Genomic DNA, 24,988 nt, shown 5'->3' on the forward strand with positions numbered 1-24,988 from the left:
AAAGGCAGGCTGCATGCGCAGCCTGCCATTTACTTATGGTTTTGCTTGTGGATTACTTGCCGCGGAACAATCGTCTCCGCAAGAGAAGGAGCATGCCCGCGAGGATGACGGCAAGACCCGCCAGCTGTACGTTCAGATGGCTGCCCTCGCCCGTCTTCGGCAGTGTGCCGCCCGGTCCAACGGGGTCGTTGCCAAGCGGAACTTCATCCACGTTGATGTCGATCAGGATGTCTTCGGTCTGCCCGTTCGGGTCGGTGACGCGGATGGTCAGCCGGTCTTTGCCCGTATAGCCAGGATTCGGCTTGTACGTCCAGCGCCCGTCCGTCTTGACGGTGGCTTGTCCGTGCTTCGGCTTGTCCTTCAGCGCGGCTGAGCCTCCCAGCGGTACGTCGACTCGGCTCTCGATCGTGCGATCTTGATCGGTCGTCTTCTCTACCATCTTAGGCGTAGGCGTAGGCGTAGGCGTAGGCGTAGGCGCAGGCGTCGGAGTAGGCGTCGACGTCGGCACCGTCGTAGGCGTCGGAGATGGCGACGGATCGACGGAAGGCGACGGAGACGGCTCTGCCGATGGCGTCGGAGATGGCGTAGGTGTAGGCGTTGGTGACGGTGACGGCGATGTCGTCGGCGTACCCGGATCGGTGCCAGGATCAGTACCCGGATCAGTACCCGGATCAGTACCCGGATCAGTACCCGGATCGGTACCCGGATCGGTACCCGGATCAGTGCCCGGATCCGGCGAAGGCGTTGGTGTCGGCGTCGGCGACGGTGTCGGCGTCGTCACCTTTTTGTTGGCAATCTGAAGCGGAACGTCGGCCGTCGAATTGATCGTGACCGAATAGGATCTGCTGTCCAGGACATATCCCGAAGGCGCAACAGTCTCCTTCACCTCGTAGGTGCCGGAAAGCAGCTTCTTGAAGGTGATCAAGCCGTCGCTTCCGGTCTTGGCCGTGCCGATCAGCACTCTTTCGGAGCCGGAGACGCGGTACAGCGCGAACTCGGCGTCGCTCAGGACGAGGTTAGGATCGTTCTCGTCAACCTTTTTCAAGTTCAGGTTGGCCCGAACGCCGCTCCCCGTGCCCGATCCGCTGGACACGCCCACGATGATTTCTTTGGTCGAGTCTTTGGTGACCGTTTGAACGTTGTTGCCGGCGAAGCTCACTTTGTTGGAGACTTTGTCCCCGTTGTTCGCAACGATGAGCGACTTGTACTCCAGGATGTAGGCCGTGTCGATCTGATTCTTGAACTTTAAGACGAAGGTTTGCAGACCGTCCTCGTCCGTCGGCGTTTCCAGCGTATAGTCGACGTCTCGTACCAGCTCCGGCGTCGTTTTGGTTACCGTGCCGTTCGTGCTGACGATCGTCGGATACAGATGGAACGAATCCGCGATGAGCAGCTGGTTGTCGCTAGGTACGTCCGTCAGAACGGCATCCTTCACGGTCGACAGGCCGCGGTTGATGTAGATCGTCCAGTCGATCTTTCCGCCGTTCTGCGCGCCGTTCTTGCTGACGTACTCGCCGCCCTGCGGGATGTTCACGGAAGCCGTCAGCGCCTTGGACTCCGGCGTCGTGCCGTCCAGCAAAGCTGCGGTATTGTCGACGGTCGCGCCGATCAGCAGATCGTCCAGGCTCGTGTTGAACACCAAGACGTAACCGGTGCTGATCGGGTTTTTGAAGCTTACTTTCACCTTATCGTTGTCGTAAGAGACGTCATACGCGCTGCTCGCGATCGCCGTCGATCCGGCGGTTGGCGTCCCTCCGGACGCAATCGTCATCGGATACACCTTGAGGCTGCCGTCTATCAGCTTTTGCCCGTTTTTCAGCACATCCTCGATGACCGCGTTCTCCAGCGTCTTGCGGTTGTAGTTGACGCCAACCGTCCAGGTGATTTCCTTGGTCTTGGCGTTGTAAGAGCCGGACTTGTAACCGTTGCTCTTGGTCTGTTCGTTCGGATCGAACGTCGAGGTGACCTCAAGCGCGTCCGTCTTGGTCTTTTCGGTCCAGTTCACGGTCGCGTAGTTCGGGAACTGCGCCGAGCCGGTCCGCCAATCGCCGGACAGCCAGTCGTTGTTGAATTTCGTCGTATAGCTGATCGTATAAGGTCCCGTAATAGGGGCATCAAACGTAATCTTGAAGCCGTCGTTCGCCTTGGGAGGCGTCGATACCTGATAGGCCGCGCCAGGCGCCAAATCCGGCTTCACCGTCAGCGAACCGGGAACGATCTGCAATCCGCCGCTGGGGAATTTGTCCTCCAGCACGACGTTCGTCATCGTCTTGCCGTCCTCGTTGAGGCGAATCGTCCATTTCACGGTTTGGTCCTGGTAATTGACCGAACCGTAACTTTTCTTCAGCACGACTTGTTTGATCGGACGGTCCCCCGTGGTCGATTGGCCGTTCGATACCACTTTGTTCACGATGGTGGCGTCGCTCTCCACGCGGCCGACCGCAGTCGTTTGATATTTGATTTTATAAGCCGAGTCGATATCTTGGTTGAACTGCAGCGTAAAGCCGTTGTCCGATGCATCGGAAGTCGGGTTCAGCGTGTACTTGCTCGGGTCCAATGCCGGCCCTTCGGTCTCTTTGCCGTTGATGTCGAACGTGATCGGATAGACGGCGAGAGACACGCTGGACAGCTGCTGCAGCTTGCCGAACGTATCGGTCAGCAAGGCGTCGGCTTTGTCGATGGATTGTTCTTTGTAGTTGTACTTGATCTCCCAGTTAATCGTCTGCGTAGCCGAATCGTAGCCCGTAGACGACTTCTCCAGGAACTTGCCGTAATTCAGGCTTACCGTCGTATTGGAGGAGACTTGCTGCTTGTTGTCTCCTTTGAAAGTGGCGGTGTTCGAGAAGGAGGTTTTGCTGGCATCCGCGATTTCAGTCGTAAATTGAACGCGGTATGCCGAGGTGATCGGGCTGTCCGCGAACCGGACGTTCAGCGATCCGCCCGCATAATCGACCGTGTAGAGGCTGCTGTCGATCAAGGCCCCTTGCGTCGCCGTGCCGTCCAGGTTCATGTTCAACCGGTAGACCGCTATGGTTGCGGGGGCATTCAAGCCCGTCGGGAGCGCATCGGACACGACGGCGTTCGTCACCGAGTCTAGCGCTTTGTTCACGTCGATCGTCCAGGTAATGTTTTTGGGGTTAAATCCGTCGGGAACCCCCTTCTTCTCGATCGTCGACGATACCGTCGGCTTGAAGATCAGCGTAAAGATCTGGTCCCCGCCCTTGATCGGGATCAAGATCTGCTGGGTGGTGCTTCCCGTGATCTTCTGCTTGTCAAACTGCGTCTGGAAGGTTAAAACTCCATGTACTTTTTCAAGACCTTCGATATTCTCGTTAAATGTCATGACGACTTTACGGTCGTCCTTAGTGGCATAGAAGGTACCGACTTCATCGTTGCCAAATATCAGCGGCTGTTCGGCAATATCGTTGAAGAGCAGGAACTGGTCCGGAAAATAAAAGGAGAACGTATCGCCCGATTTGTACACGTTGTCCGGAATCGACCACGTATAATCCAGTTGAACCTTAGCGCCTTGCTCGTACACGCTTCCGCTTACCGAATGGCCGTTCGAGTCGTACACCGACATCGAGACGCTATCGATCAGATTGAAGCCGTCCGACTCGATGGCGACCGCATGAGCTTTGGACGCCGGTCCGAACGCGTAGGCCAGCTGCACGAACAGCATCGCGAAGACGATGAACGCGGCCATTTTTCGAAATTGCATATTTGCGACCCTCATTTCCAGGTAATGATGAAATCTATGTAATAGGACCTATGCCTTCCCGGTTTGCGGCGCCTTGACGCGGCAATGAAACAAGCCTTCTTTCGGGCTGGCTAGGTTTCCTGTCGTAATTATGTCGGGAATCCGACAGATATCGTGCTTATTTTACACCTGCCTCCTTACCAAACACTGACCAAACACCCATGACCCCAGACAAACGGCATAGGCCCTCGACACTAAGGGACAATTCGAATAAAATGTCCATGTATTCGCAGCGAAGTTCGCCGAGATTTTGGAAAGGAAAGGCGGGGTGGAGCCTCTTGCGCACGAGATTGATTCGAATGATTCCGTATCTGCTGATCCTGGCCGGGGCGCTGATTTTCCTGTGGCCGACCCTGACGGACCGGTACGAGAGTTATAGACAGCGGGAATTGCTGAACGCATGGGAAACGAACCTGAAGCAAATTGAGCAAGTGCCCGCGGAGGAAGATGATGACGTTGCACCGCCTGCCGCCGTCGCGCCGGAACCGCTGGGGAACAGGGCGTCCCAGGCCGAACCGCCGGAGACGTTCGCCTTGAAGGGCGTAGACGAGGAGGCGATCGAGGGCGTACTGATCATCGACAAGATCGATCTCAAGCTCCCGATCATCACCGACGCCACGCAGGCCCATCTGAAGCTCTCCGTCGCCAGCATTCTCCATACGGGCAAACCCGGCGCGGTCGGCAATTACGCCATCGCGGGACACCGCAACCGAACTTACGGCAAAAACTTCAATCGTCTCGACGAGGTGGCGATCGGCGACGACATTCAGGTCCGGACGAAGAACGCTACCTACACGTACACCGTCGAATCCAAGCAATACGTGCTGCCTACCCAAGTGGAGGTGCTGAAGGCCAACGGGAAGGATCGGGAGATCACCCTCATCACGTGCCACCCGATGAAAAACCCGACTCATCGCCTGGTCGTAAAGGGCAAACTCTCTTCCGAACCCGAATAAGAGATATACAAACTTCTCGTCTTATAGTAAATTTAGGATAAATCGAATAGAATCTCGGTGCTTTCCACCGATAAAGGCAAATTTAGCGAAAGCTAAAGACGCAAAGCTACAGGGCCTTCCTTCGCGCCTCGACGCGAAGATGGCAGCCAGCTACCGAAAGGAGAGTTTTTTGTGTTCAAAAAAGGCGCTATCCTGCTTCTAGCAACCGCCGTTTCGTTCCTGTGCGCGACGGAACGGACGCAAGCCGCCGCGGCGACGATCGACCAGGCGCAGCTCGACAAAGGCGTCATCAAGGTCGCCTATGCGTCCGATGCCAAAGCGATCGTCCGCATCACCAAGGATCGCACGACGTTCGACTATACGCTTGCACCGGGCGCGCAATATCCGCTGCAGCTCGGCAACGGCAGCTACACCGTGCTAGTCGCGGAAGCGGTCAGCGGCGGCAAATACAAGGTCGTCTCCCAGGAACAAATCGATCTGCAGATGGACGATGAGAAGGAAGTCTTCAAGCAGTCGAATCCGATCGTGCAGTGGAACGACCAGACGAAGGCCGTGGTCAAAGCCAAGCAGCTCGCGAAGAATCTCAAATCCGACAAGGAAAAAGTTCAGGCCTTTTACGACTACCTGACCAAGAACTTCACCTACGACGAAGCCAAGGCCAAAACGGTCGCGGCCGGGTACATCCCGGACCTGGACAAGGTCTACAAAGCGAACAAGGGCATCTGCTACGACTTCGCGGCGACCTTCGCCGCCATGAGCCGGAGCGTCGGCATCCCGACCAAGCTCGTTATCGGCAAGGAATCGAACCATCCGAAAATTTTGCACGCGTGGAACGAGGTCTATCTGAACGGCAAATGGGTTCTGGTAGACACGACTTACGACGCCGCACGGGTCCAAGCCGGCCAAAAAACGCCCCTATTCAAAGACGCCAAAAACTACGCCGGCACCAAAGTCTATTAAACGGCCCCGCTAGACCTCAAGAGAGAGTCTAGGCGGCGGGCGCGCGGCGTGATATAGTGAAAGCGACGGCCGGCGATTCGCCGAATCGCGGCCGGACGCATCCGAGGCCAGGGACATCATGACGATGTCCTTTTTTTGTTATTCGTCAAGCTCAAGGAGAGGGGCTTTGCCGATGGAAAAGCTAACGGAGTATCGCGACGAGATCGAACGGGTCTTTGCCGAGGCGGCTAACGAGGCGTCCCGGTTTCCGGCCCCGTTCGACCGGATCGGACATACGCTGCTGGACCGCTGCAATCCGCGGAGCGCCGGCGGACGGACGAACCTCGTTTGCTTCCTGCTTCCGTTTTGGCTGAAGGAGCGAACGGAGAGCTCGGATACGCTTTGCCTGAATCTCGCCGTCGGCAACGTGTTTGCCATGCTTCATTTCTTCCTGCTGGACGACGTCATAGACGGGGATGCGGGAGAAGGGGGGATTGGCGCGCGGGAAGCCCTTCTGCTGAGCGAGCTCTGCCGGGAGCGGTTCCGCGCTTATTACAACCGGCACTTCGGAGCGGATTCGGCCCTTTGGGCGTACGAAAGGCGCTATCTCGAGGAGTGGACCCGCGCCGTGGCCGACGAGCGGAAGGTGCCTGCAGATCCGCGCGATCCGGAGCGCCTCGCCCGCAAGTCCGCGCCGCTCAAGCTGAGCTCCACCGGCATGCTGCTGCTGGCCGGTCGGCAGGCGGACATCCCCCGGCTGTCGGAGGCGATCGAGCTCGTGCTGGCGACGCTGCAACTGTCCGACGACTGGGCCGATTGGCGGGAGGATCTGGCGCAGGAGCAGGCCAACGCCTTTCTGGAGCTGGTGCGGGAGGGGGCGGAGCTGCCGCCGGACGAGCCGCTCACGGAGCGTCGGGTCCGGCAAGCGATCTATCGCGAGTCCGCCCTGGACCGACTGGCCGGCATTGCCCGGACGTACGGAGAACGGCTCGACGCGATGGCGGACGTTCCCCCGCCGCTCCTCGATTTCCACGAGGAGATGTACCGGGAGCTTGTGCGCGATGCCGCCGCCGCGCAAGAGACGGTTCGAAGATTGGCTGCCGAAGGCGGGTTTTCCTATTTTTTGTCTAAAAGATAAAGAAAATAGAAGATTTTAGAATGCGGACATGTTATAGTAAAGAGGAAAAACATCCACTTTCTGGAGGTTGATCCGTATGAGCATGTCGATGGAGTCTTTAAAGATGCAGATCGTCAAGCAGGCTTGGGCCGATCCCGCATCGAAGGCGGCGTTGCTGAGCGACCCCAAGCGGGCCATCAAGGAAGCATTCGACATCGAGATTCCCGCGGACGTTGAACTGAAGGTAGTGGAAGAGAAGCCCTCGGTCATGTATCTGGTGCTGCCTCAGAATCCGGAGGACGTCGGTGACGGAGATTCAAAGGTGAAGTTCGTCTGGTAGAGGCGCCGTCTCGTCAGGATCGGCTAACGGGAACCGAATCGTGATTTCGGTTCCTTTTTCTTTTTGGCTGCGAAATTCGATCGTGCCGCGCATCACCTCGATGATCCGCATCGTCACCATCATGCCGAGTCCCGTTCCCTTGGTTTTCGTAGAGAAGTAGGGAACGCCGAGCTGCGCCAGCTGTTCCTCGTCCATCCCCTCGCCGTTGTCCCTGATCCATACGACGACTTGTCCGTCCCGCGCGACGGCTTTGATCTCGATCCACCCCTCCTTGTTCAGCGCTTCGATGCTGTTTTTGATCATGTTGATGAAAGCCTGCTTGAATTTGGAGGCGTTGCCGACGACGTAGAGGCGATCCTCCGCGTGGAATCGGATGACGCCTCCGTGCATAGCGGCCAGCGGCGCCATCATCGATTCGATCTTTTTCAGCTCCGCCGGCACATCCAAGACGGATACCGTATCCATCTCCGGTTTGGCAAAGGTCAGAAAGTCGGTGATGATGTCGGATGCGCGGTCCAGCTCGTTCGTCGCCAGCTCGAAGTACGATTTGCTTTTCGGGTCGGCCCGGCCGGCCAGCAGCTGCAAGAACCCTCTCGTGACCTGCAGCGGATTGCGGACCTCGTGGGCGATCGAGGCGGCCAAGTCGCTGATGATCTCGAGCTTCTCCGTGCGCTGCAGATTATGGTTGTACAGCTCGAGCTCCTTAGAGTAGCGGAGCAGCATCACGTAGTCGGCGGATATGCGCCTGGCCAGGATGACGACCAAGGAGAGCAGGAGCATGATGGCGCCGAATTTCCACAAATAGAGCACGTAAGTTTTGTCGCTCCAGTAATAGAGGACGAGATCAAGCGCGCCGGACAGCGCAAACAAGAGCAGGCCGGCCGAGAGGATGACGGCGTTGCGGCTGCCTTTTCCGGCATGCAGGACGGATACCCCGATCAGGAGCAGCAGCTGCGCGAAGATGACGTAGCCCATGATGCCGTTGAAAAAGAAAGAGTAGACGCCGTAGTTGCGTTCGCCCGCGAACTCGTAGATGAAGCGCGCGACCAGGCAGATGGCCGCATAGACGGCTTCGAGCCGGCTGAATCGGGTGAAGAAGGCGTACTGCCGTTCGAACACTTGGTCGGCGTAGAAGTTGATCGCCGGCGCCAGGACGAAAAGCGAAAGATCGAAGAGCAGCAGCATGAGCCTTCCGCCGGAAGGCAGATAGAGATAGGGCAGCGGCGAGTAGCAGACGATCAGCATGCCGAGCGACATCGTCGCGAGACAGAGCGTGAGCCAGGAGCTGCGCTGTCTGCGGTGCAGATAGCCGGAGCAAAGGAGCATGATGCAGGCGAGAAAAGCGATCGACGTCCCCAGGAGGAGGTCGGGGACGTCCCGGCTCGCATAGCGATGGGAAAGGCGATCGAAGTCGTCGATGCGCAAGCCGCCGAGAATGCCGGCTCGCTCGGTCGAGGTGAGGATGCGAATCTCGTATTCGGCCGGGTGATTCGCAGGCGCGAGCGCCATCAGCAACTTGTTTCGGTCGAACTCGAAGTCGCGCCGGGACTCGTAGACGAGCCGCCGTTCCTGGTAGACGGCCAGGTCCAGTCCATACAGTCTCTCGATCAGCAGGCCGGGGCGTGCCCAGCCGTCCGTCGGCGGCAGGGTGACGCGGGCCCATACGCCCTTCGCGCCTTTCGGCAGCGCGGACAGCGGATGCCCGGCATCCGCCTCTTGCCAGGTTCCGTCCGCGGGCGGCCCCTCGTTCTCCGAAGCTTCCTGCGGAATCCACTGGACCTGCCATTCCTGGATGACGATGGGGTCCAGCGCAGCCTCGGCCAGTTGGGGAAAGCACGTCAGTCCTGCGATCGCTAAGGCGAACAGCCGCGGAAGAACCCGTCGAAGGAGCACTCTCATGATCCACCTCATCCGATTCGGTCGTCGAAAATCCACAAGCCGACAGATTCCTGCATCTATTTAAAATTAGACAAATATTTACATTCTCCTGTTGGCGGCGGAAGATCTTTTTGGACGAAGGATGCCATCGTGCCCCATCGGCGGGAAGGAGAAGGACGAACTTTTGTTACCTGTTCTGCCATCCTTCTGGTTGACGGATGGAGCTGATTGGAATATTATAATGTCAGTACTGACAGACAATGCTGACATTTTTGTTTCTAGAAGGAGTCTAAACATGGACTATAGTCATCTAGGCAGCAGGGACAGGCTGCTCCTGGCCGCCATCCATCTTATCGCAGAGAGGGGGTACCATGGCGTAACGACGCAAGAGATTGCATCCGCCGCCGGATTAAGCGAAAAAACATTGTTTCGCCATTTCGGAACCAAGCAAAATTTGCTGGAGTCCGCTTTTGACCGGTACCACTATGCCGAAGAGATGCGTTTGCTCTTCAAGGAGAAGCTCGTGGGTGACCTGGAAAAAGATCTCCTATCCATTAGCAAAACCTATCACGAGATCATGAACCGCAATCGCAAACTTATCCAGATCAGCATCAAAGACGAGGTCCAATTGCCGGGCTTCAAGGAGCGCACCATGCACCATCCGCTCCAACTGCTGGATTTTTTGGCGAATTACCTCGTCGAGATGGAGAAGAAAGGCAAGGCCGTCTGTGCGGACCCCAAACTTCAGGCCTTTACGTTCATGATGTCGCAATTCGGCGCGTTCGTTAACGATCTTGAGGCTGGTAGAAATTATCCGGGAATCGAGCTCGAATCCTTTATGCAGGAAAGCACAAAGCTTTTTGCTAAAGCCTTGGCCCCCTAGTCTTCTTCTCATCCAAATGACGGAAAAGGCAACCAGGAAACCTTGATAAATTCCTTGACAGGAATATTCCTTGTAAGGTATATTCGTTTTAGAAGACCCCAGCATCATCCAAAAAAGGAGTGCGTCGACATGAATCAGGAAGTAACTGCGTTTATTGAAAATCTGAACCCTTGGCAGGTAGAAGTATGCGGAAAGTTGCGTCGAATGGTCCATGAGACCATTCCCGAAGTCGAAGAGAAGATTCAATACAAGAAACCGCATTTTCTGAAAAACGGCCAGTTTGCAGCGGTCATCTCCCCGTCCAAGGACGCCCTCGCGTTCATGATCATGAACACGAAAGAGCTTGACATCCCCAAGGGCTTCGAAGGCCCGGCCGAACGCAAGTGGCTCAAGATCCGGGAAGGGGACTCGCCCGATTACGATCTGTTGTCCCAACTCCTGACGCAAGCGTCCGGTACCTTATAAATTTCCGAATCCAAGGAGGAATCATGGTGATGTCAAACGAAGGATTGTTGCTCACTCGCGAATTTCGTGCCCCTCGGGAACTGGTTTTCAAAGTGTGGACGGATCCCGCGCATTTCGGAAAATGGTGGGGGCCGCAGGGCTTTTCGCTGGAAGTCGCCAAAATGGATGCCCGTCCCGGCGGGATGTTCCTGGGCTGCCAGAAGTCGCCGGACGGCAACCATGTCATGTGGGGCAAGTTTGTCTATCAAGAAGTAAACGCGCCGGAAAAGCTGGTGTTCGTGCAATCCTTCTCCGACGAACAAGGGAACACGGTCCGAGCGCCGTTTAACCCCAACTGGCCGCTCGAGATTCTGAACATCCTGACGCTCGAAGAGAAAGACGACAAGACGATGCTGACGCTGCAAGGCGGGCCGCTGAACGCGACCGACGAGGAGCAAGCCGCCTTTGACGAGATGGCGCCGATGGTGAAGCAAGGCTTCGGCGGTACGTTCGACCAACTGGCCGACTATCTGGCAAGCCAATTGTAATCGCAGGAGCCGTCCGCCAATGAGGAACGCCGCAATCCCTATTAGAGGGAGTGCGGCGTTTTTGAATTATCGGGCTGCCTGCCGGATCAGATCGGCTACGGCGGCCAGCGCGTCCGACCATGTGAAGGTTTCCATGCTCGCTTGGTAAGCGCGGCGCCGGGCGTAGAGCCGAGTCGCCTGCTCGACCAGGGAAGCGGGGGTCAGCCGCTCTTCCGCCAGCACCTCGCAGTAGCCGGCCTCCCGGAAGGCATTGGCGTTCAAGATCTGGTCTCCGCGGCTCTGTCCGGCTGGCAGCGGGATGAGGAGCATCGGCTTGCGCAGCGCCAGAAATTCGAAGATGGCATTGGCTCCGGCTCGCGAGACGACCAGGTCGGACATCGCAAGCACATCCGGCAGCTCATCGCTTACATATTCATATTGCCGGTAGCCCGGCGACTCCAGCGCCGGATCGAGCTGATCCTTGCCGCATAGATGTACGATTTGGAAATGGGCTAAGAGAGTGCCCAAGCTCTCCCGCACGGTCTCGTTGATCCTCCGGGCGCCGAGGCTGCCGCCCATGACGAGCAGCACGGGCTTGCCGAGAGCGAGCCGGCAGAAGGCCCTGCCTCGGTCGGCATCGCCGTGCCGGAGCGACTCGCGAATGACCGGCCCGACATAGCGGGCTTTGCCGGGCAGCGACCGGGCCGTCTCCGGAAAGGTCGTGCAGACGGTACGGGCGAACGGGATGCACAGCCGGTTGGCGAGTCCCGGCGTGACGCCGGATTCGTGAATCAGCACGGGGACTTTGTTCAGCCAAGCGGCGATCACGACAGGCACGGAGACGAAGCCGCCTTTGGAGAAGAGCACATTCGGACGTTGCCGCTTGATGATGCGGTAGGCCTGCAGCGTGCCGGCGGCGATCTTGAACGGATCCCGGACGTTCTGCCAGTCGAAGTACCGCCTAAGCTTGCCGCTCGAAATTTCGTGATAACGAACATCGCCATGCGCGGCGACCAGCTGCTTTTCGATCCCGGTCTTCGATCCCATATATTCGATGGCCCAACCCTGCTCCGCGAGCCGGGGGATCAGCGCGAGATTGACGGTGACGTGGCCGGCGGATCCCCCGCCGGTGAACAGAATCTTCTTCATCGCATGACCTCCCGCGCGGCGCATACATTGGTTGCGAATAGACCATTTACTTTGCCGCGCAATTTCCCGCGATCCATACCGGCTTCTTCAACGTTCATTTGACCCGGGGATTCGTCGTTCAGCCGCACTGGCATACGAACGTTACGGAGCTCGTCTTCGTGATCGGCGGCGAAGTGGCGACTTCCGTCTTTAATCCGTTCTCGCAAAAGCTGATGACGTATCGCCTGAAGCCAGGTCAAGTCGCGCAGTTTCCGAAAGGCTGGTTCCACTGGATCGTCGCGTTGTCCGACAAGGCGCATCTCCTGACGATCTTCGATCATCCGACGCCGGACGTCGTCTACGGATCGGACTTTCTCCGCTTTCTGCCGGAGGAGGTGGCGAGCCGCGCCTACTGCGTCAACGAGGAGGCGTACGCCGAAGCGGTCGCCCCGATCCGGGAGTCGGTCATTCTCGGGCCGCCTCCGGGCTGCAGGCAGCGCGAGGACGGCGAAAGTCCGTACAGCCGGCTCCCGTCTTCGTACCCGGGGCTGCAGCCTTTCCCATCCCCTTACCCGGCTTGCGATCCCTGCATGCAGCAGGAGCTATATCCCGCTTATCCGCCGATGCAGCCGGGGCCTTATCCGCCGCAGCATTCGATGGCGTTTCCGGCGTTCGGGGTTCTATGATCGGCTGTGCCGCCTCGGCGACGGCAAAGACCACGGCAAAGGGCCTCCCCTGCGGGCAGGCCCTTTGCCTTCGTGGACGCGGTTAGTCGATGTTCGCGATGCCCCACTTGCCGTTTTTATCTTTTTTGGCCGTGAACGTGTAGACGCTGTGCCGCGTTTTGCCGTCTTCCGACTTGTCGTAGCCGATCTCGATGTTTTTGCGTCCCGTCTCCGCATCGTACGGCGCGATCCGCACGAGCTCCGTGAAGCGGAACTGGACGCCCGGGGCGAGGAGGAAGTCGAAATAATCGCCGTCGGAGGACGACAAGGTGGCCCGGAACGCCGCTTTGTCCTTGGCCGCGATGGCCGCGACGTTCGCCTTGACGAGCTGGAGGACGGTCTCTTCGTCCGCATCCGCGCCTTTTGGGAAATCGATCGCGACACCCGGCTTGAAGCTCCCCGTACCCGCGCTTTCGGGAGGGAGAATCTTCGCCGTTTCCTGGCGCTTTTCCCCGTCCAGTTGGTAGACGATTTGTCCTTCCTCAACGTTCGCCGTCCCGCCGATGATGTGCCGGTACCCCGTGCGCGTATAAGTTCCCTTGGCATCGACTACGCCGCTTTCCTCGTCGTTGCTGTCGCCCATCATGCCGGAGGAATGCACGTAGAAAGCTTTCTGGAGGGCAGGCTTCGATCCTTGGGCTTCCTGCCACTGCTGCTTGAGGAACAGCGACAGCTCGTCGGTATCGCTCTTCAGGCGGGCCTGCCAGGTCGCGACGAACGCGTCCTCCTTCATTTCAATCCAGGAGACCACGTCGCCTTGAATAAGGTAGAAGCGCAGCGCCTCGCCTTCGGGGAAGAGGAACGTGTTGCTGTAATACTCGCTGTCGTGCTTCGCGATCAGCGCGGGCCGCTCGCTGTGCAGCCGTCCGAGCGCCAGCTTCATAGCCGCTTTGCGGGCGTGCTCGAGGCTTCCCCCGTTGAGGACGGTTTGGTCGTCGGCGCCGAGGGGCGACCGGATATACACTTTGCCGTCCTGCCAGTCCACCGGATAGCCGAAGGTCTGAGAGAGCAGCCGCAGCGGCACGTAGACGCGTCCCCCGGTCATGCGGGCGGGCGCGTCCAGCGCGAGCTCGTCGGACTGGCCGGGATAAGCGCCGGACAGCTGTGCCTTGTTTTTGCCGATAGTCAGCTTGACGCGTTCGGACCATTTGCTCACCGTCGCGGTTTGAAGCTTGGCATCCCATGAAACGTCGGCGCCGAGCGCCTCCGCCGCGGCCCGCAAGGGGACGAGCACCCTTCCGTTCGATAGGAGAGGCGCGGCATCCGTCTGGACGGGCTTGTCTCGGACCATCAGGGGGATCGCGGCGGCCGCGTGGGCGCCAATCGGACCGCTGGCCAGCAAGAGGGCGAGGACGGCGGCCGGTACGAGCTTTTTCATCATCCGCACACACCTTTCATTCTCATTTCTGTCCAATTAGACGCAGAGCCCCGGCATTTGGTTCGCGGAAAATTTGATTATATCCGTTCTGTCGCTTTTGCAGGGAGGGCGGTCGGTCGTACAATAAGGTTGTCGGGCCCGACAAATCTCCATGAAAGGAGCTGATCGCGTTGATCTACCATCCTGAGGTGATCTCCGCTTAGTCGGAGAGCGCCGTTAAAGGGAGGAGGCCGCAAGGCCTCCTTTTTCCATCATGCAGCATGTATAAGTTTTACCCCTATCCATTTCTGCATGGCCTCCGATAAAAACGTGTCGCCGTCCGGAAAGACGGCAGAGCCGTTTTTACTTGGCTTTCGACACGAACGGACCGTTCGAGCCATGAACCGGGAGGTCCCGGTTGTCGGACCCCGGACTCGAGATTCATTTTGGAAATTTTTCGTATTTTTGTTGTGGGATGAAAAGGCTTTCTATATACTGATACCGTGCACCAAAATTCCAGAGAAAGGGGATTGTTCAACATGCTGCAAGCGACCGAGGGACGAGAGCGCTAACTGAATACCGTCATTTCCAGGCGTCATTCGAATGGAATAGGTATTTGGGAAGCACGAGCCGAGGCGTTCGTGTTTTTGTTTTTCAAGAGCACTTATTACTTGAGAGGAGGAACAGATCGATGGTTCAAATTTTCAAAGAAACCCGATTGGCGTTCAACGGTTATGCGTTCAACGGTTATGCGTTCGAGATGAAGGAGGGCCAACTTGAATTACAAAAATGGGAGAGATGTGCTTCCCCCTAGCCTGCTTAGGGAATTGCAGAAATACGTTAACGGCGAACTGGTTTACATCCCGCGCCTGGATGAGCAGCGCGCCCGCTGGGGAGAAGTGAGCGGAACGAGGAAGCTGCTGGCGGAGCGCAACCGGGATATATGCCGGCTGTACGCGGCCGGGTCGACCGTCGCGGAGCTGGAGCGCAAGTACCATTTGTCCGCGGAAAGCATTCGCAAGATCATCGTCAAATCTCGTAGACAGCCGATCGTCGGCGGAGGAGTCCATGTCGATTCAACCTACGCTCCCGGAACCTATTCGCGCTCGACTCTCCGGTGAGCCCTTATTTAGCGTCAAAACGGATCTGTCTTCGGACGGCCGCTTCGGGGACCTGTGGTTCGCGGTCACCGATCAGGAGGTCACCCTCTGGGATGCGGACGGAGAGCCGTCCTTTCGCCTTGACGTGACCGAGCTGTCCGAGGCGCGAGCGGTAGGCGGCATCGGCGGCGGCACGCTGCTGGCCGATACGGCCGGCGGCCCCGTCGTCATCGCCCGATACACCGCGGCGCTGTCCTCGGCGTTCGGGTTCGCCGCGAAGCTGATCACCGCCCTGGCCAAGCAGGAGGAGCTGCCGGCCGTATCGGAGAAGGAGTTTCCCCGCTACTGCCCCAGCTGCGGCAACCCGCTCGCCGAAGGGACACAGTCGTGTCCGATCTGCAAAAGCAAAGGCAAGGTGCTCTTCCGCATGCTGCGTTACGCCAAGCCGTACAAGGCGCAGATGGCGGCGGCCGTCGTGCTGCTCATGCTGACCACGGTTATCGAGCTGGTCCCGCCCTATCTGACCAAGATCATGATCGACGACGTGCTGCAGCCCAAAAACACCGGCTCGGCCCTCCTCTGGGTCGTGCTCGGCCTCGGGCTCACCTCCCTCGTCATGTCCGTCATGCAGACGGTTCGCGGCCTTATCGGGGTCTGGGTCGGCTCCAAGCTGATGGGCGATCTGCGCAACGACATTTACACCGCGCTCATGCGGCTGTCGCTAGCGTTCTTCGACCGGCGCCAGACGTCGCAATTCGTCGGCCGGATCAACAGCGACTCGGAGTCGATGCGCCAGTTCATGACCGACGGCGTCATCTGGGTTAGCGGAGAGTCGCTGCGCGTCGTCGCGATCTTCGTCATCATGTTCGGTCTCGACTGGCGGCTGACGCTGTTCGCGCTCATCCCGATGCCGTTCATGGTGCTCGTCTCCCTGACGATGTGGCCGAAGATCGGGCGCAGATGGTACCAGCAGTGGCGCTCGATCTTCCGGCTGAACGTGCTGGTGGGCGATTCTCTGCAGGGGATCCGCGTCGTCAAGGCGTTCGGGCAGGAGCAAACGGAGATGTCCCGCTACTCGACGGCCAACCGCGAGCTTGTCCGCAACAACATCCGCATCGAAGGGCTGTGGCAGGGCATGTTCCCGCTGTTCTCCTTCGTGGCGGGCATCGGGACGCTGCTCATCTGGTACAACGGAGGCTCCTCGGTCATCCGCGGCGACCTGCAGCTCGGCGTGCTCATGGCGCTGATCGCCTACCTGGGCATGCTGTTCGGCCCTTTGCAATGGGTGAGCCAGATGATCAACTGGGCGAGCCACGCGCTCGCTTCGGCGGACCGCGTATTCGAGATCATGGATACGCCGTCCGACGTGCCGGACGCCCGGGACCCGCACCCGATCGGCACGATCCGCGGGGACGTCGTCTTCGAGCGCGTCTCGTACGGCTACGAAAAGCATCATCCCGTCCTGAAGGACGTGAACCTGAAGGTCAAAGCCGGCGAGATGATCGGGCTGGTCGGGCACTCCGGCGCGGGCAAGTCGACCTTCATCAACCTGATCTGCCGCTTCTACGATACGGACGAGGGCCGGATTGCGATCGACGGCACCGACCTGCGGAGCATCAGCCAGACCGACCTGCGCAAGCAGATTGGCGTCGTGCTGCAGGAGACGTTCCTGTTCGACGGCACGATCGCGGAGAATATCGCCTATTCGAAGCCGGACGCGACGCCGGAGGAGATCATGCGGGCGGCGAAGATCGCGAACGCGCACGACTTCATCGTCCGGCTGCCGGACGGCTACGACACGCGCGTCGGAGAGCGCGGACACCGCCTGTCGGGCGGGGAGAAGCAGCGGGTGTCGATCGCCCGGGCGATCATCCACGACCCGCGCATCCTGATCCTCGACGAGGCGACCGCCTCGGTCGATACGGAGACGGAGCGGCAGATCCAGGAGGCGATCTCCCGGCTCGTCAAAGGGCGGACGACGTTCGCCATCGCCCACCGGCTCTCGACGCTGCGCAACGCGGACCGGCTGGTCGTCCTCGACAAGGGCAAAATCGTCGAGGTCGGCACGCACGAAGAGCTGCTCGCGATCGAAGGCGGCGCCTATCGCAAGCTCGTCGACGCGCAGAAGGAGCTGTCCAAGATCAAGGGGGTGGAGGGATGAGCGGGGATCTGTACGACATCCGCATCTTCGAGCCGAAGGACGTCATGTTCAGCCGGGGGACCGGGGGTGTGTTCCAGGGCGTGCTGGACGGCAAGCCGTATCCGGAGCTCGTCGTCTACCGCGCGTTTCCGTTCCTCTACACGACGCAGTACCTTTCGATCCGGGACGCGAAGGGCGAAGAGCTCGGCATCGTGCGAGACCTTCGGGAGCTGGACGAGGAGAGCGCGAAGGAGCTGGAGCAAGAGCTGCAATTCCGCTACTTCTTGCCGCGCGTGACGCGGGTGGACAGCGTCAAGCAGAAGTCCGACCTGTGGATTTGGGAGCTGCAGACGACGCTCGGCCCGACCCGGATCGCGATGCGGAATCTGCACGAATTCATGCAGTTTCCGGGCGGCAATCGCATCATCCTGACCGACATCAACGGCAAGCGCTGCGAGATCGCCGATTGGCAGGCGCTCGACAGCCGCAGCCGTCAGCAGCTCACGGACGTCGTGTAGGGGCGGCAGGCAGACAGGAAAACAGCGAGGCCGAAGCGCAGAAGGGCATCCTCCCGAGGGTGTCCTTTTTGCGATTGTGGTAGAATGATCCCGACAGCCCGGCGAAAAGCCGGGAAACGGCGAGGAAGGAGCGGGCGACATGCATGTGCTGGATCGGCGATCCGGAATGGACGGGGAGATCTCGGTTTGCGAGCGAACGGAGCTGTACGGCGAGCTGGGCAAATACCGCTGCCTGCAATTCGCCGACGGGGCCGTTCAAGGCGCGATCGATCTGCGGGACCCGTCCCGCGTCGTATTGGCGTACCAACGGGCGCTAATTCACTTGATGCCGCACAACGAACCGGCCTTCGAGCGGGCGTTCGTTATCGGGCACGGCGCGGGGACGATCGCGAGCCATTTTGCGGATCGGCAGTTCAAGGTGGCGGAAATCGACGAAGCGATCGTGTCGCTCAGCAGGCAGTACTTCGGCTATCGGCTGAACAACGTGACCGTCGGGGACGGCCGCCGCGTTCTCGAAGCCGAGGCGCCCGGCGGCTACGATTACATCCTCGTAGACGCCTTTACCGCCAAGGGGACGCCGCGCCATTTCGCGAGCCTGCCCTTTTTCCGGATGACGGCGGAGAAGCTGGGGGCGCGAGGTATGCTATTTCTCAATCTGATCGGCCGGGCGCGCGGCGACAAACGCATCGCGTCCATCTACGCGACTTTGAGGGAAGCGTACCCGCACGTGTGCGCGTTCTATCTCGGCGGGCACGACGATCCGGGCGGCGGCAATTTTATCCTCGCGGGGGCGAAGCGGGAGATTGGGTGGCGGGAGGCGCTGATGGCTGGCTTTGCGGAGATGGAGCCGGGGCCTGGGTATGTTTTGGGGGATGACGCATGGAGCATGTGGAGGATGGAGAGAAAAGAAGAGCCTGTTGAACGTTCAACAGGCTCTCGTGATGGCATGAAAGACGATTTCTAAGAGAAGATGTTGGTTTTGATCTCCTGGATGACGCGCAACATCTCCGTCACCGATGCATCGGAGTTCAACAGATCGTTCCCTTCGACCGTAAGATCTTGTAGGCGAGCCCGAACATCGGGATCGATCGACTCGTTTTCGATCAATAGTTGGGCCATCGCGATCTGATACTCCAAATAATGACGCACGGTGAGCAACTTTACGCCGACTACTTTGCTAGCCGAGGCATTGCCCACGGTAACGGTCAGTTTCACGCGGAAGTCCAGATCGTTGTCACTCGTGTTAAGATCGTTGATGACCAGATCGTCCCCGGTCTCATTGATTCCCACATAAGTTGCGTAGGTGACCGAGGTCGTAGAAGCGGGGACAAGATCGGACAGACGGATCGAAGTCCCGGCATTTAACGGAATGCTCGGCATGAGGTAGGTCATTCCGTTAACCGAGCTTGTTCCGATCAGATACTCAGCCGATTGGAATTTGCTCAACTCGGCAAGGGCTGGATTTACTTCTCCCTCATACTGAGGCTCGTCGTCTCTCATCGTGTTACGGTCGATAAAGGTGACTTCGCCGTTGAGGATGTTCATGGCGAAGACGTCCCAATAGATCTCGGTGCCGTCGCCTTCAGGGATGGAATAGGATATAGTGGGCGAAGTTACCGAACCAACATAGACATCTACTTTCGCTCCAGATTTGCGGAGCGTACTGATGCCGGCAAAGTGATGTACATAGAATTGATAGAAACCGTCCGTGCGGTAACGGATGGTAGTCGTTTCCGGACCGTAGGATTCGGTGTCGTCAATATCTAGATCGGCATAAGTGGTAGAGTTTACTTTATAGTCCTTTCCGCCGTACCACGTATGGAAATGCCCGAGTCCGTCTACTGTTGGACCAAGCAGATGGGAATCTTCATCACGCGGGTTTTCTCCCCAAGTCAATACAATGCGAATTTCGCCTTCGTTCGGGATCCGAACCGCTTTCTCGTCTTTGTTGCGATATATTTCTCCGGTTAAAGAGGTTCCAATAATAAAAGTCACGAGAAAGCCCGGTTTGACCAGTTCTCCAGTATAAACACCAGGTCTAAGATCGGCGAAATATTCTCCATTCGCATCTGTGACTACAGTTGCTGCGATGTCCCCCGTCTTAGCTTCAACGCCGCGCCGGAAGTTAATATGCATGTCCGGTACTGGCTGATTGTTAGCGTCCACGATTTTGCCCGTAAATCCGTATACCGTATCCGGAATAGAAGGGGAACCGCCAGAGCCTCCAGAACCGCTGTTTGCTGGCGTGCTAACCGCAGGCTGACCGCCGACAGTCGCGTTTACGCCGTTGCCGACGATGACACGCTCAGGCGTTTGAGCGATCGAGCTGCCGCTGGCGTTGATCGTAGCCGTGCCGATCGAGCCCTGTCCCGTTACATTGGTTACGGCGTTCAAAATCAAAGCAGCTACGCGAGCGCTAGCAGCAATATTTACGTCTGTACCTGTGGCAGATGCCGTTACGTTAAGCTGTTCGATCGAGCCCTGGGTAAGGTCCAGCTTGATGGACGTGGCAATGACATCAACCGAGTTGAATCGACCCGCCATGCTGACTTCGGAGCCTTGTGGGATAACCGAAGACAATACGACATCGCCAAAGCCACTTCCCGTCATTTGGGACTCTTCAAGGCGCGCACCGGACTGCAGCGTAATTTGCTGCACCGTCGTCGAACCCTCAGCGACGATGCGAATGCTGCCGTCTCTCTTATCCACGATAACCGTCAGCAGGACGGAGTCGCTCAGGTGGATGGAGTTTTTGCCGCCGCCGAGGATCGTCGTCTTGCCTTTGACGGTAACTTGGTTCAGGTAGACGTCGCCTTGGCCGACGCCTTCGCCGATGACGAGGTCGCCCTCAATGACGATGTTGTTGAGCGTAACGCCCGGGACGGAGATCAGGGCCGAACCGTAAACGGTCGTGGCCGTTGACTTGTCGCCGTAAGAACCGGCTTTGTCATAGGTGACGGCCGGCTTGATGGCAGCGTCGTACGCAAGCGCGCGGTCGAGCAGCGTGACGGCTTCGGCGCGCGTCAGGTTGTCCGCCGGGCGGAATTTGCCTTTGTCTCCGATCATGAGACCCGCGTCGATCACGGCGCCGATGGAGCCCTTGCTCCACGCCGGCGCGTTCGCCACGTCGGAGAGCTGGCCGGCCGATTCGGAAGCCTGGAGCTTCAGCAGCTTGGCCAGGATGACGGCCGCTTCCTGCCGGGAGATCTGCTTGTTCGGCTTGAAGGTTTGATCGCTGTAGCCGCTAATATAGCCGCCCTGTTGGGCTTTGGCCACTTCCCCGTAGAACCAATTGCCTTCCTTGACGTCCTTGAAGGCGATGGCGGCCTGCGCGGTGAGGCCTTGGGACTTGTTGACCAACGTGACGAATTCCGCGCGCGTCACGTCGCGGTTCGGCTTGACGGACCCGTCTTCGAAACCGGTGATGAGTCCTTTGCCGAGCCAATCCTTCAGAACTTGCTCTGCCCAGTGACCGGCGACGTCGTAGCCGGGCTCCTGCTTCTGCTTGCCGGTCGATTCGGCCGCGAATGCGGTGCCGAAGGACGACAGGACGATGCAGAGGGCGAAAAACAGGAAAAGACTTTTCTGTTTCCAAGCGCTCCACTTCATGAAACCTGAAAACCTCCCATTCTAGTCTTCGGTCCTATGATTTTGTTTATCACTAGGATAAATGACCGATAGGAACTAGATCGGCAGGCAGGGTGTCTGGGATTAGGTGGGATTGCATGAAATTTAACGGAAACGCGTTTCTTTAGTTAATCTTTAGATAACAAATGCAACTTTTTGGCAATTCGTTGCGTTAAGGACGGATTGACGAGGAACGGTCGAAGCGGGGCGTACATGGGGAAAGACGTTCATGAGAAAAACGGTCCCTGGGTCGGTTGACCCGTGGACCGTTTCTTCGCTTGCCTATTTTTTCACGACCGGCACCCATATCTCGCAGCGATAATGCTCGGCCGTCGTATCGCCCGCCGGATAGACCTCCATCTCCGGTCCTCCTGCGTGTTCGTACCCCGTCGCCGGAAACCACTCCTGGTAAATTCGGCTGAAGACGCTTTGGATCGCGCCCGGCAGCGCACCGACGCACGGAAAGATCGCCCACGTCGCGGTCGGGATCGAAGCCCGCTGCAAACCGTCGGCCGCATCCGTGGCGGCATGCGCCCGGGAGGCGCCGATCCGGCCGGCGACCATATACGTAAACTCTCCCACGCCGGGCTGCATATCAAGACAGATGCCGTACAGGAGATCGTCGTCTCCAAAGGCGTTAAGCCGGGCGACGGTGCCGTCCCGATGGCAAGCTCCCCAGAGCTCCGCGATGCGGGGCTGCTCCCCGTCCTTCAGCCGAATCGACTTGCCAACGGCCTCGAAGCCTTCTTTTTCCACGATCCGATAGTCCATATCCTTGTCTCCCTTCAATGATAGATGGAAGGAAATACGGGGGTACGCCTTCAGACGGACGCCGGGCTGGCGGGCTTCCGACGGCGATACGCCATGGATTTTGCGGAACGCCTTGGCGAACGACTCCGGCGAGTCGTAGCCGTACTTCATGGCGACGTCGATCACCTTGGCGGTCGTGGACGCAAGTTCCTGCGCGGCCAACGTCAATCTGCGCTTGCGCATGTACTCGGCGACCGTCATACTCGTGAGCATGTGGAACATCCGCTGAAAATGAAACGGGGACGCGCAGGCGGCCCTGGCGATCTCCTCGATGTCGAGCCGATCCTCCATCCTCCGTTCCATCAGATCCAGCGCATCCATCATGCGGCGTAGATCATCCACCCGCGCTCCCTCCTTCGCTCTCTATCGTATCAGCGCCCGGTTGAGCGATCCTGTCTTGTCGTGCTCTCGTTGAACCGATTGTACTCCGTCCGGAAGGAAGGACTCAAGGAGAAGGCCGGACTCCGTAACGTATCCACGGAGGTGCCAATAAAATGCCTCTTGAAACAAGCGGTCGCAGCGTGTAGTATTAATGTCGAATTTCATACGGAAGCTCGTATAATCTTGGGGATATGGCCCATAAGTATCTACCGGACGACCACTGCAATTGTCCGACTATGAGTGAAGCGCATCTAGGGTTCCGTCCGTTCGCGAGCGCGCGAACTGGAGCTGGTCCGAGCGATGCGGGCGCGGCTTGTCCGCGTCACACCGAGGGACAAAAGCCCGGCAGGACAGGATTCACTTGAGAGGAATAGCTCAGGGAACCTGTCCTTTTTAATTTCCACGGAGGAGCGACAGCCAGAATGAAAGTGCTTCAGGAACGCATACGCCAAGAAGGATTGATCCTGTCCGAAACGGTACTGAAGGTGGATTCCTTTCTCAATCATCAGGTCGATACGCAGCTCGCGCTGGCGATCGGACAAGAATTCGCACGGATTTTCGCGGGTCGGCCGATTACCAAGGTGCTGACGGTCGAAGCGAGCGGCATCCAGTTCGCGATGGCGGCCGGCATTGCCTTAAACGTGCCGTTCATCTACGCCAAAAAGAAAAAAGCCGTCACGCTCGCGGAGGACGTCTACTCGGCTGAGGTGCATTCTTTTACGCGTCAGGAGACGTACCGGATCAGCATCTCCCGCAAGTACCTCGGTCCGGAGGACCGGGTGCTCATCGTCGACGACTTCCTGGCGACCGGAGCCGCCTTGGTCGGGCTGACCGATATCGTCGCGGAGGCGGGCGCCGAACTGGTCGGCGTCGGCTGCGTCATCGAGAAGAGCTTCCAAGAGGGCAGGGGCTTGCTTGAACAGCGGGGCGTCGAGGTGCACGCCTTGGCCCGCATCGCCGAGATGGCGCCGGGTTTCGTGCGCTTCGTAGAGGAGAACGCCGTCCATGCTGAGTAAACGCAAAGTCGTCACGCTGGGCTTGCAGCATGTGCTCGCTATGTACGCGGGTGCGGTCGTCGTTCCGCTCATCGTCGGCGGGGCGCTCCATCTGAGCGACGCGCAGGTGGCCTACCTGATCGCGGCCGACCTGTTCACATGCGGGATCGCCACGCTTCTTCAAGTGATGGGGACCCAATATTTCGGAAGCGGGCTTCCCGTCATTCTCGGCTGTACGTTCACGGCGGTCAGTCCGATCATCGCGATCGCCCTTTCGTCCAATCTGGCGACCGCCTACGGCGCCATCATCATTTCCGGCATCTTCGTCGTGCTCGCGGCGCCGCTCTACGGCAAGCTGCTGAAGTTCTTCCCGACGATCGTGACCGGCTCGGTCGTGACGATCATCGGGCTCTCCCTCATCCCGGTCGCGATGAACAATGTCGCAGGCGGGCAGGGCAGCTCGGACTTCGGCGAGCCGCGCAATCTGCTGCTGGCGCTTATTACGCTGCTGATCATCCTGCTCGTCAATCGGCTCGCGACCGGCTTCGTGCGCGCCATCTCGGTGCTTATCGGCCTGATCGTCGGCACGGTCATCGGATACGGGATGGGCATCGTTCATTTCTCGTCCGTCTCCGAAGCTTCCTGGGTCAGCGTCGCGCAGCCGTTTTATTTCGGGACGCCGCAGATCAGCATAACAGCGATCGCCACGATGATTATCGTGAACATCGTCAGCATGGTCGAGTCTACCGGCGTTTATCTGGCCGTCGGACGAGCCACCGGACAGCAGGTCGAGCAAAAGCGGATCGTCAGCGGCCTGCGTTCGGAGGGTCTCGCGATCATGCTGGGCGGAATCTTCAACGCGTTCCCGTACACCGCCTTTTCGCAAAACGTCGGCCTCATCTCCATCACCCGCGTGAAGACGCGGAACGTCATCTTCGCCGCCGGCGGCATCATGGTGGTGCTGGGCCTGCTGCCGAAGCTGGCCGCGCTCACGACCGTCATCCCGAACGCGGTGCTCGGCGGCGCGATGATCGTCATGTTCGGCTCGGTCGCGGCGTCGGGCATCTCCATCCTGTCGGAGGTCGATCTGCGCAAAGACCGCAACCTGATCATCGCGGCGTGCAGCATCGCGGTCGGCCTCGGATCGGCGACGCTGCCCCAGATGTTCGATCAATTGCCCGACTTCGCGAAAATGCTGATGCAGAACGGCATCGTAACCGGATCGCTCACGGCCATCCTCATGAACCTGATCCTAACGCCGTCGGCTGCCGAGGCTTCGCCGGTCGTACCGTCGGAAGCGGCGGAAGGTTGAGACGAAAGGTCCGTTTATAGCCTGTGTAATAAAGTGGAAGACCACCCCGGG

General features: G+C 58.7%; 20 protein-coding genes and 2 riboswitches. Of the genes, 14 read left to right on the forward strand and 6 right to left on the reverse strand.

The window, feature by feature from the left end; all coding sequences use genetic code 11:
- Positions 1-52 precede the first annotated feature (52 nt).
- The gene (locus tag LKX83_RS06390) at positions 53-3,721 is read right to left on the reverse strand and encodes a collagen binding domain-containing protein (RefSeq protein WP_227881337.1); all 3,669 of its coding nucleotides are present in this window, start codon (positions 3,719-3,721) and stop codon (positions 53-55) included.
- Between the two features lie 317 nt (positions 3,722-4,038).
- Here LKX83_RS06390 and LKX83_RS06395 point away from each other — a divergent pair, with 317 nt between their 5' ends.
- The 4 genes from LKX83_RS06395 (at position 4,039) to LKX83_RS06410 (ending at position 7,112) form a co-directional block, all read left to right on the forward strand.
- Entirely contained in the window at positions 4,039-4,716 is a 678-nt protein-coding gene (locus LKX83_RS06395) for a class D sortase (protein WP_227881338.1), read from the forward strand.
- Positions 4,717-4,781: 65 nt separating this feature from the next.
- Positions 4,782-4,874, forward strand: a riboswitch (cyclic di-GMP riboswitch).
- Positions 4,875-4,887: 13 nt separating this feature from the next.
- Complete coding sequence (locus tag LKX83_RS34260; RefSeq protein ID WP_227881339.1) at positions 4,888-5,676, forward strand: transglutaminase-like domain-containing protein; 789 nt, start codon at positions 4,888-4,890, stop codon at positions 5,674-5,676.
- Between the two features lie 172 nt (positions 5,677-5,848).
- Entirely contained in the window at positions 5,849-6,793 is a 945-nt protein-coding gene (locus LKX83_RS06405) for a hypothetical protein (RefSeq protein ID WP_227881340.1), read from the forward strand.
- A 76-nt stretch (positions 6,794-6,869) separates the two neighbouring features.
- Positions 6,870-7,112, forward strand: a complete 243-nt coding sequence (locus LKX83_RS06410; RefSeq protein WP_227881341.1) for an NHLP leader peptide family RiPP precursor — start codon at positions 6,870-6,872, stop codon at positions 7,110-7,112.
- On the opposite strand, the gene LKX83_RS06415 is transcribed toward LKX83_RS06410, so the two are convergent.
- The gene (locus LKX83_RS06415) at positions 7,089-9,011 is read right to left on the reverse strand and encodes a sensor histidine kinase (RefSeq protein WP_227881342.1); all 1,923 of its coding nucleotides are present in this window, start codon (positions 9,009-9,011) and stop codon (positions 7,089-7,091) included. The two genes, LKX83_RS06410 and LKX83_RS06415, sit on opposite strands and share 24 nt — an antisense overlap.
- A 274-nt stretch (positions 9,012-9,285) precedes the next feature.
- On the opposite strand from LKX83_RS06415, the gene LKX83_RS06420 reads away from it, so the two are divergent.
- The 3 genes from LKX83_RS06420 (at position 9,286) to LKX83_RS06430 (ending at position 10,865) form a co-directional block, all read left to right on the forward strand.
- Entirely contained in the window at positions 9,286-9,873 is a 588-nt protein-coding gene (locus LKX83_RS06420; protein ID WP_227881343.1) for a TetR/AcrR family transcriptional regulator, read from the forward strand.
- A 129-nt stretch (positions 9,874-10,002) separates the two neighbouring features.
- Positions 10,003-10,338 (forward strand): DUF1801 domain-containing protein, encoded by a 336-nt coding sequence (locus tag LKX83_RS06425; protein WP_227881344.1) that lies wholly within the window; start codon positions 10,003-10,005, stop codon positions 10,336-10,338.
- A gap of 29 nt (positions 10,339-10,367) precedes the next feature.
- Positions 10,368-10,865, forward strand: a complete 498-nt coding sequence (locus LKX83_RS06430) for an SRPBCC family protein (protein ID WP_227881345.1) — start codon at positions 10,368-10,370, stop codon at positions 10,863-10,865.
- A gap of 66 nt (positions 10,866-10,931) precedes the next feature.
- Here LKX83_RS06430 and LKX83_RS06435 read toward each other — a convergent pair whose 3' ends face one another.
- Positions 10,932-11,993 carry an undecaprenyldiphospho-muramoylpentapeptide beta-N-acetylglucosaminyltransferase gene (locus LKX83_RS06435; RefSeq protein WP_227881346.1) on the reverse strand — a complete coding sequence of 354 codons (1,062 nt, stop codon included), beginning with the start codon at positions 11,991-11,993 and terminating at the stop codon, positions 10,932-10,934.
- Between the two features lie 98 nt (positions 11,994-12,091).
- On the opposite strand from LKX83_RS06435, the gene LKX83_RS06440 reads away from it, so the two are divergent.
- Positions 12,092-12,658, forward strand: a complete 567-nt coding sequence (locus tag LKX83_RS06440; protein WP_370639033.1) for a cupin domain-containing protein — start codon at positions 12,092-12,094, stop codon at positions 12,656-12,658.
- Positions 12,659-12,740: 82 nt separating this feature from the next.
- Here LKX83_RS06440 and LKX83_RS06445 read toward each other — a convergent pair whose 3' ends face one another.
- Positions 12,741-14,075, reverse strand: coding sequence for a copper amine oxidase N-terminal domain-containing protein (locus LKX83_RS06445; RefSeq protein WP_227881347.1), 1,335 nt, complete (start codon positions 14,073-14,075; stop codon positions 12,741-12,743).
- A gap of 755 nt (positions 14,076-14,830) precedes the next feature.
- On the opposite strand from LKX83_RS06445, the gene LKX83_RS06450 reads away from it, so the two are divergent.
- The 4 genes from LKX83_RS06450 to LKX83_RS06465 all read left to right on the forward strand — a co-directional run bounded on the left by LKX83_RS06450 (position 14,831) and on the right by LKX83_RS06465 (position 18,776).
- Positions 14,831-15,175, forward strand: coding sequence for a CD3324 family protein (locus tag LKX83_RS06450; RefSeq protein WP_227881348.1), 345 nt, complete (start codon positions 14,831-14,833; stop codon positions 15,173-15,175).
- Positions 15,123-17,315: an ABC transporter transmembrane domain-containing protein gene (locus LKX83_RS06455; RefSeq protein ID WP_227881349.1), complete on the forward strand. Its 2,193-nt coding sequence runs from the start codon at positions 15,123-15,125 to the stop codon at positions 17,313-17,315. Before LKX83_RS06450 ends, LKX83_RS06455 begins: the two co-directional genes overlap by 53 nt.
- Positions 17,312-17,812 carry a DUF1854 domain-containing protein gene (locus LKX83_RS06460; protein WP_227881350.1) on the forward strand — a complete coding sequence of 167 codons (501 nt, stop codon included), beginning with the start codon at positions 17,312-17,314 and terminating at the stop codon, positions 17,810-17,812. Before LKX83_RS06455 ends, LKX83_RS06460 begins: the two co-directional genes overlap by 4 nt.
- Before the next feature lie 139 nt (positions 17,813-17,951).
- The gene (locus LKX83_RS06465) at positions 17,952-18,776 is read left to right on the forward strand and encodes a spermidine synthase (RefSeq protein ID WP_227881351.1); all 825 of its coding nucleotides are present in this window, start codon (positions 17,952-17,954) and stop codon (positions 18,774-18,776) included.
- Here LKX83_RS06465 and LKX83_RS06470 read toward each other — a convergent pair.
- Both LKX83_RS06470 and LKX83_RS06475 read right to left on the reverse strand, forming a co-directional pair.
- Entirely contained in the window at positions 18,773-21,421 is a 2,649-nt protein-coding gene (locus tag LKX83_RS06470) for an S-layer homology domain-containing protein (protein WP_227881352.1), read from the reverse strand. The two genes, LKX83_RS06465 and LKX83_RS06470, sit on opposite strands and share 4 nt — an antisense overlap.
- 300 nt (positions 21,422-21,721) lie before the next feature.
- On the reverse strand, positions 21,722-22,591 hold the full coding sequence (locus LKX83_RS06475; RefSeq protein WP_227881353.1) for an AraC family transcriptional regulator: 870 nt from the start codon (positions 22,589-22,591) through the stop codon (positions 21,722-21,724).
- A 279-nt stretch (positions 22,592-22,870) separates the two neighbouring features.
- A riboswitch (guanidine-I (ykkC/yxkD leader) is annotated at positions 22,871-22,981 on the forward strand.
- A 71-nt stretch (positions 22,982-23,052) separates the two neighbouring features.
- Here LKX83_RS06475 and LKX83_RS06480 point away from each other — a divergent pair.
- Together LKX83_RS06480 and LKX83_RS06485 are read left to right on the forward strand one after the other, a co-directional pair.
- Positions 23,053-23,646, forward strand: coding sequence for a xanthine phosphoribosyltransferase (locus LKX83_RS06480; RefSeq protein WP_227881354.1), 594 nt, complete (start codon positions 23,053-23,055; stop codon positions 23,644-23,646).
- Positions 23,636-24,937, forward strand: coding sequence for a nucleobase:cation symporter-2 family protein (locus LKX83_RS06485; protein ID WP_227881355.1), 1,302 nt, complete (start codon positions 23,636-23,638; stop codon positions 24,935-24,937). The genes LKX83_RS06480 and LKX83_RS06485 overlap by 11 nt, the downstream gene beginning before the upstream one ends.
- Positions 24,938-24,988: the final 51 nt, after the last annotated feature.

This window comes from Cohnella baijiui, from assembly GCF_020731285.1.
In the GTDB taxonomy this organism is placed as follows: domain Bacteria; phylum Bacillota; class Bacilli; order Paenibacillales; family Paenibacillaceae; genus Cohnella.

Bases quoted from the DNA above. Each gene is read 5' to 3' on its own strand.
- LKX83_RS06390 (WP_227881337.1), bottom strand. From the start codon at position 3,721: ATGCAATTTCGAAAAATGGCCGCGTTCATCGTCTTCGCGATGCTGTTC.
- LKX83_RS06405 (WP_227881340.1), top strand. From the start codon at position 5,849: ATGGAAAAGCTAACGGAGTATCGCGACGAGATCGAACGGGTCTTTGCC.
- LKX83_RS06410 (WP_227881341.1), top strand. From the start codon at position 6,870: ATGAGCATGTCGATGGAGTCTTTAAAGATGCAGATCGTCAAGCAGGCT.
- LKX83_RS06415 (WP_227881342.1), bottom strand. From the start codon at position 9,011: ATGAGAGTGCTCCTTCGACGGGTTCTTCCGCGGCTGTTCGCCTTAGCG.
- LKX83_RS06420 (WP_227881343.1), top strand. From the start codon at position 9,286: ATGGACTATAGTCATCTAGGCAGCAGGGACAGGCTGCTCCTGGCCGCC.
- LKX83_RS06425 (WP_227881344.1), top strand. From the start codon at position 10,003: ATGAATCAGGAAGTAACTGCGTTTATTGAAAATCTGAACCCTTGGCAG.
- LKX83_RS06430 (WP_227881345.1), top strand. From the start codon at position 10,368: ATGTCAAACGAAGGATTGTTGCTCACTCGCGAATTTCGTGCCCCTCGG.
- LKX83_RS06435 (WP_227881346.1), bottom strand. From the start codon at position 11,993: ATGAAGAAGATTCTGTTCACCGGCGGGGGATCCGCCGGCCACGTCACC.
- LKX83_RS06445 (WP_227881347.1), bottom strand. From the start codon at position 14,075: ATGAAAAAGCTCGTACCGGCCGCCGTCCTCGCCCTCTTGCTGGCCAGC.
- LKX83_RS06455 (WP_227881349.1), top strand. From the start codon at position 15,123: ATGTCGATTCAACCTACGCTCCCGGAACCTATTCGCGCTCGACTCTCC.
- LKX83_RS06460 (WP_227881350.1), top strand. From the start codon at position 17,312: ATGAGCGGGGATCTGTACGACATCCGCATCTTCGAGCCGAAGGACGTC.
- LKX83_RS06465 (WP_227881351.1), top strand. From the start codon at position 17,952: ATGCATGTGCTGGATCGGCGATCCGGAATGGACGGGGAGATCTCGGTT.
- LKX83_RS06470 (WP_227881352.1), bottom strand. From the start codon at position 21,421: ATGAAGTGGAGCGCTTGGAAACAGAAAAGTCTTTTCCTGTTTTTCGCC.
- LKX83_RS06480 (WP_227881354.1), top strand. From the start codon at position 23,053: ATGAAAGTGCTTCAGGAACGCATACGCCAAGAAGGATTGATCCTGTCC.
- LKX83_RS06485 (WP_227881355.1), top strand. From the start codon at position 23,636: ATGCTGAGTAAACGCAAAGTCGTCACGCTGGGCTTGCAGCATGTGCTC.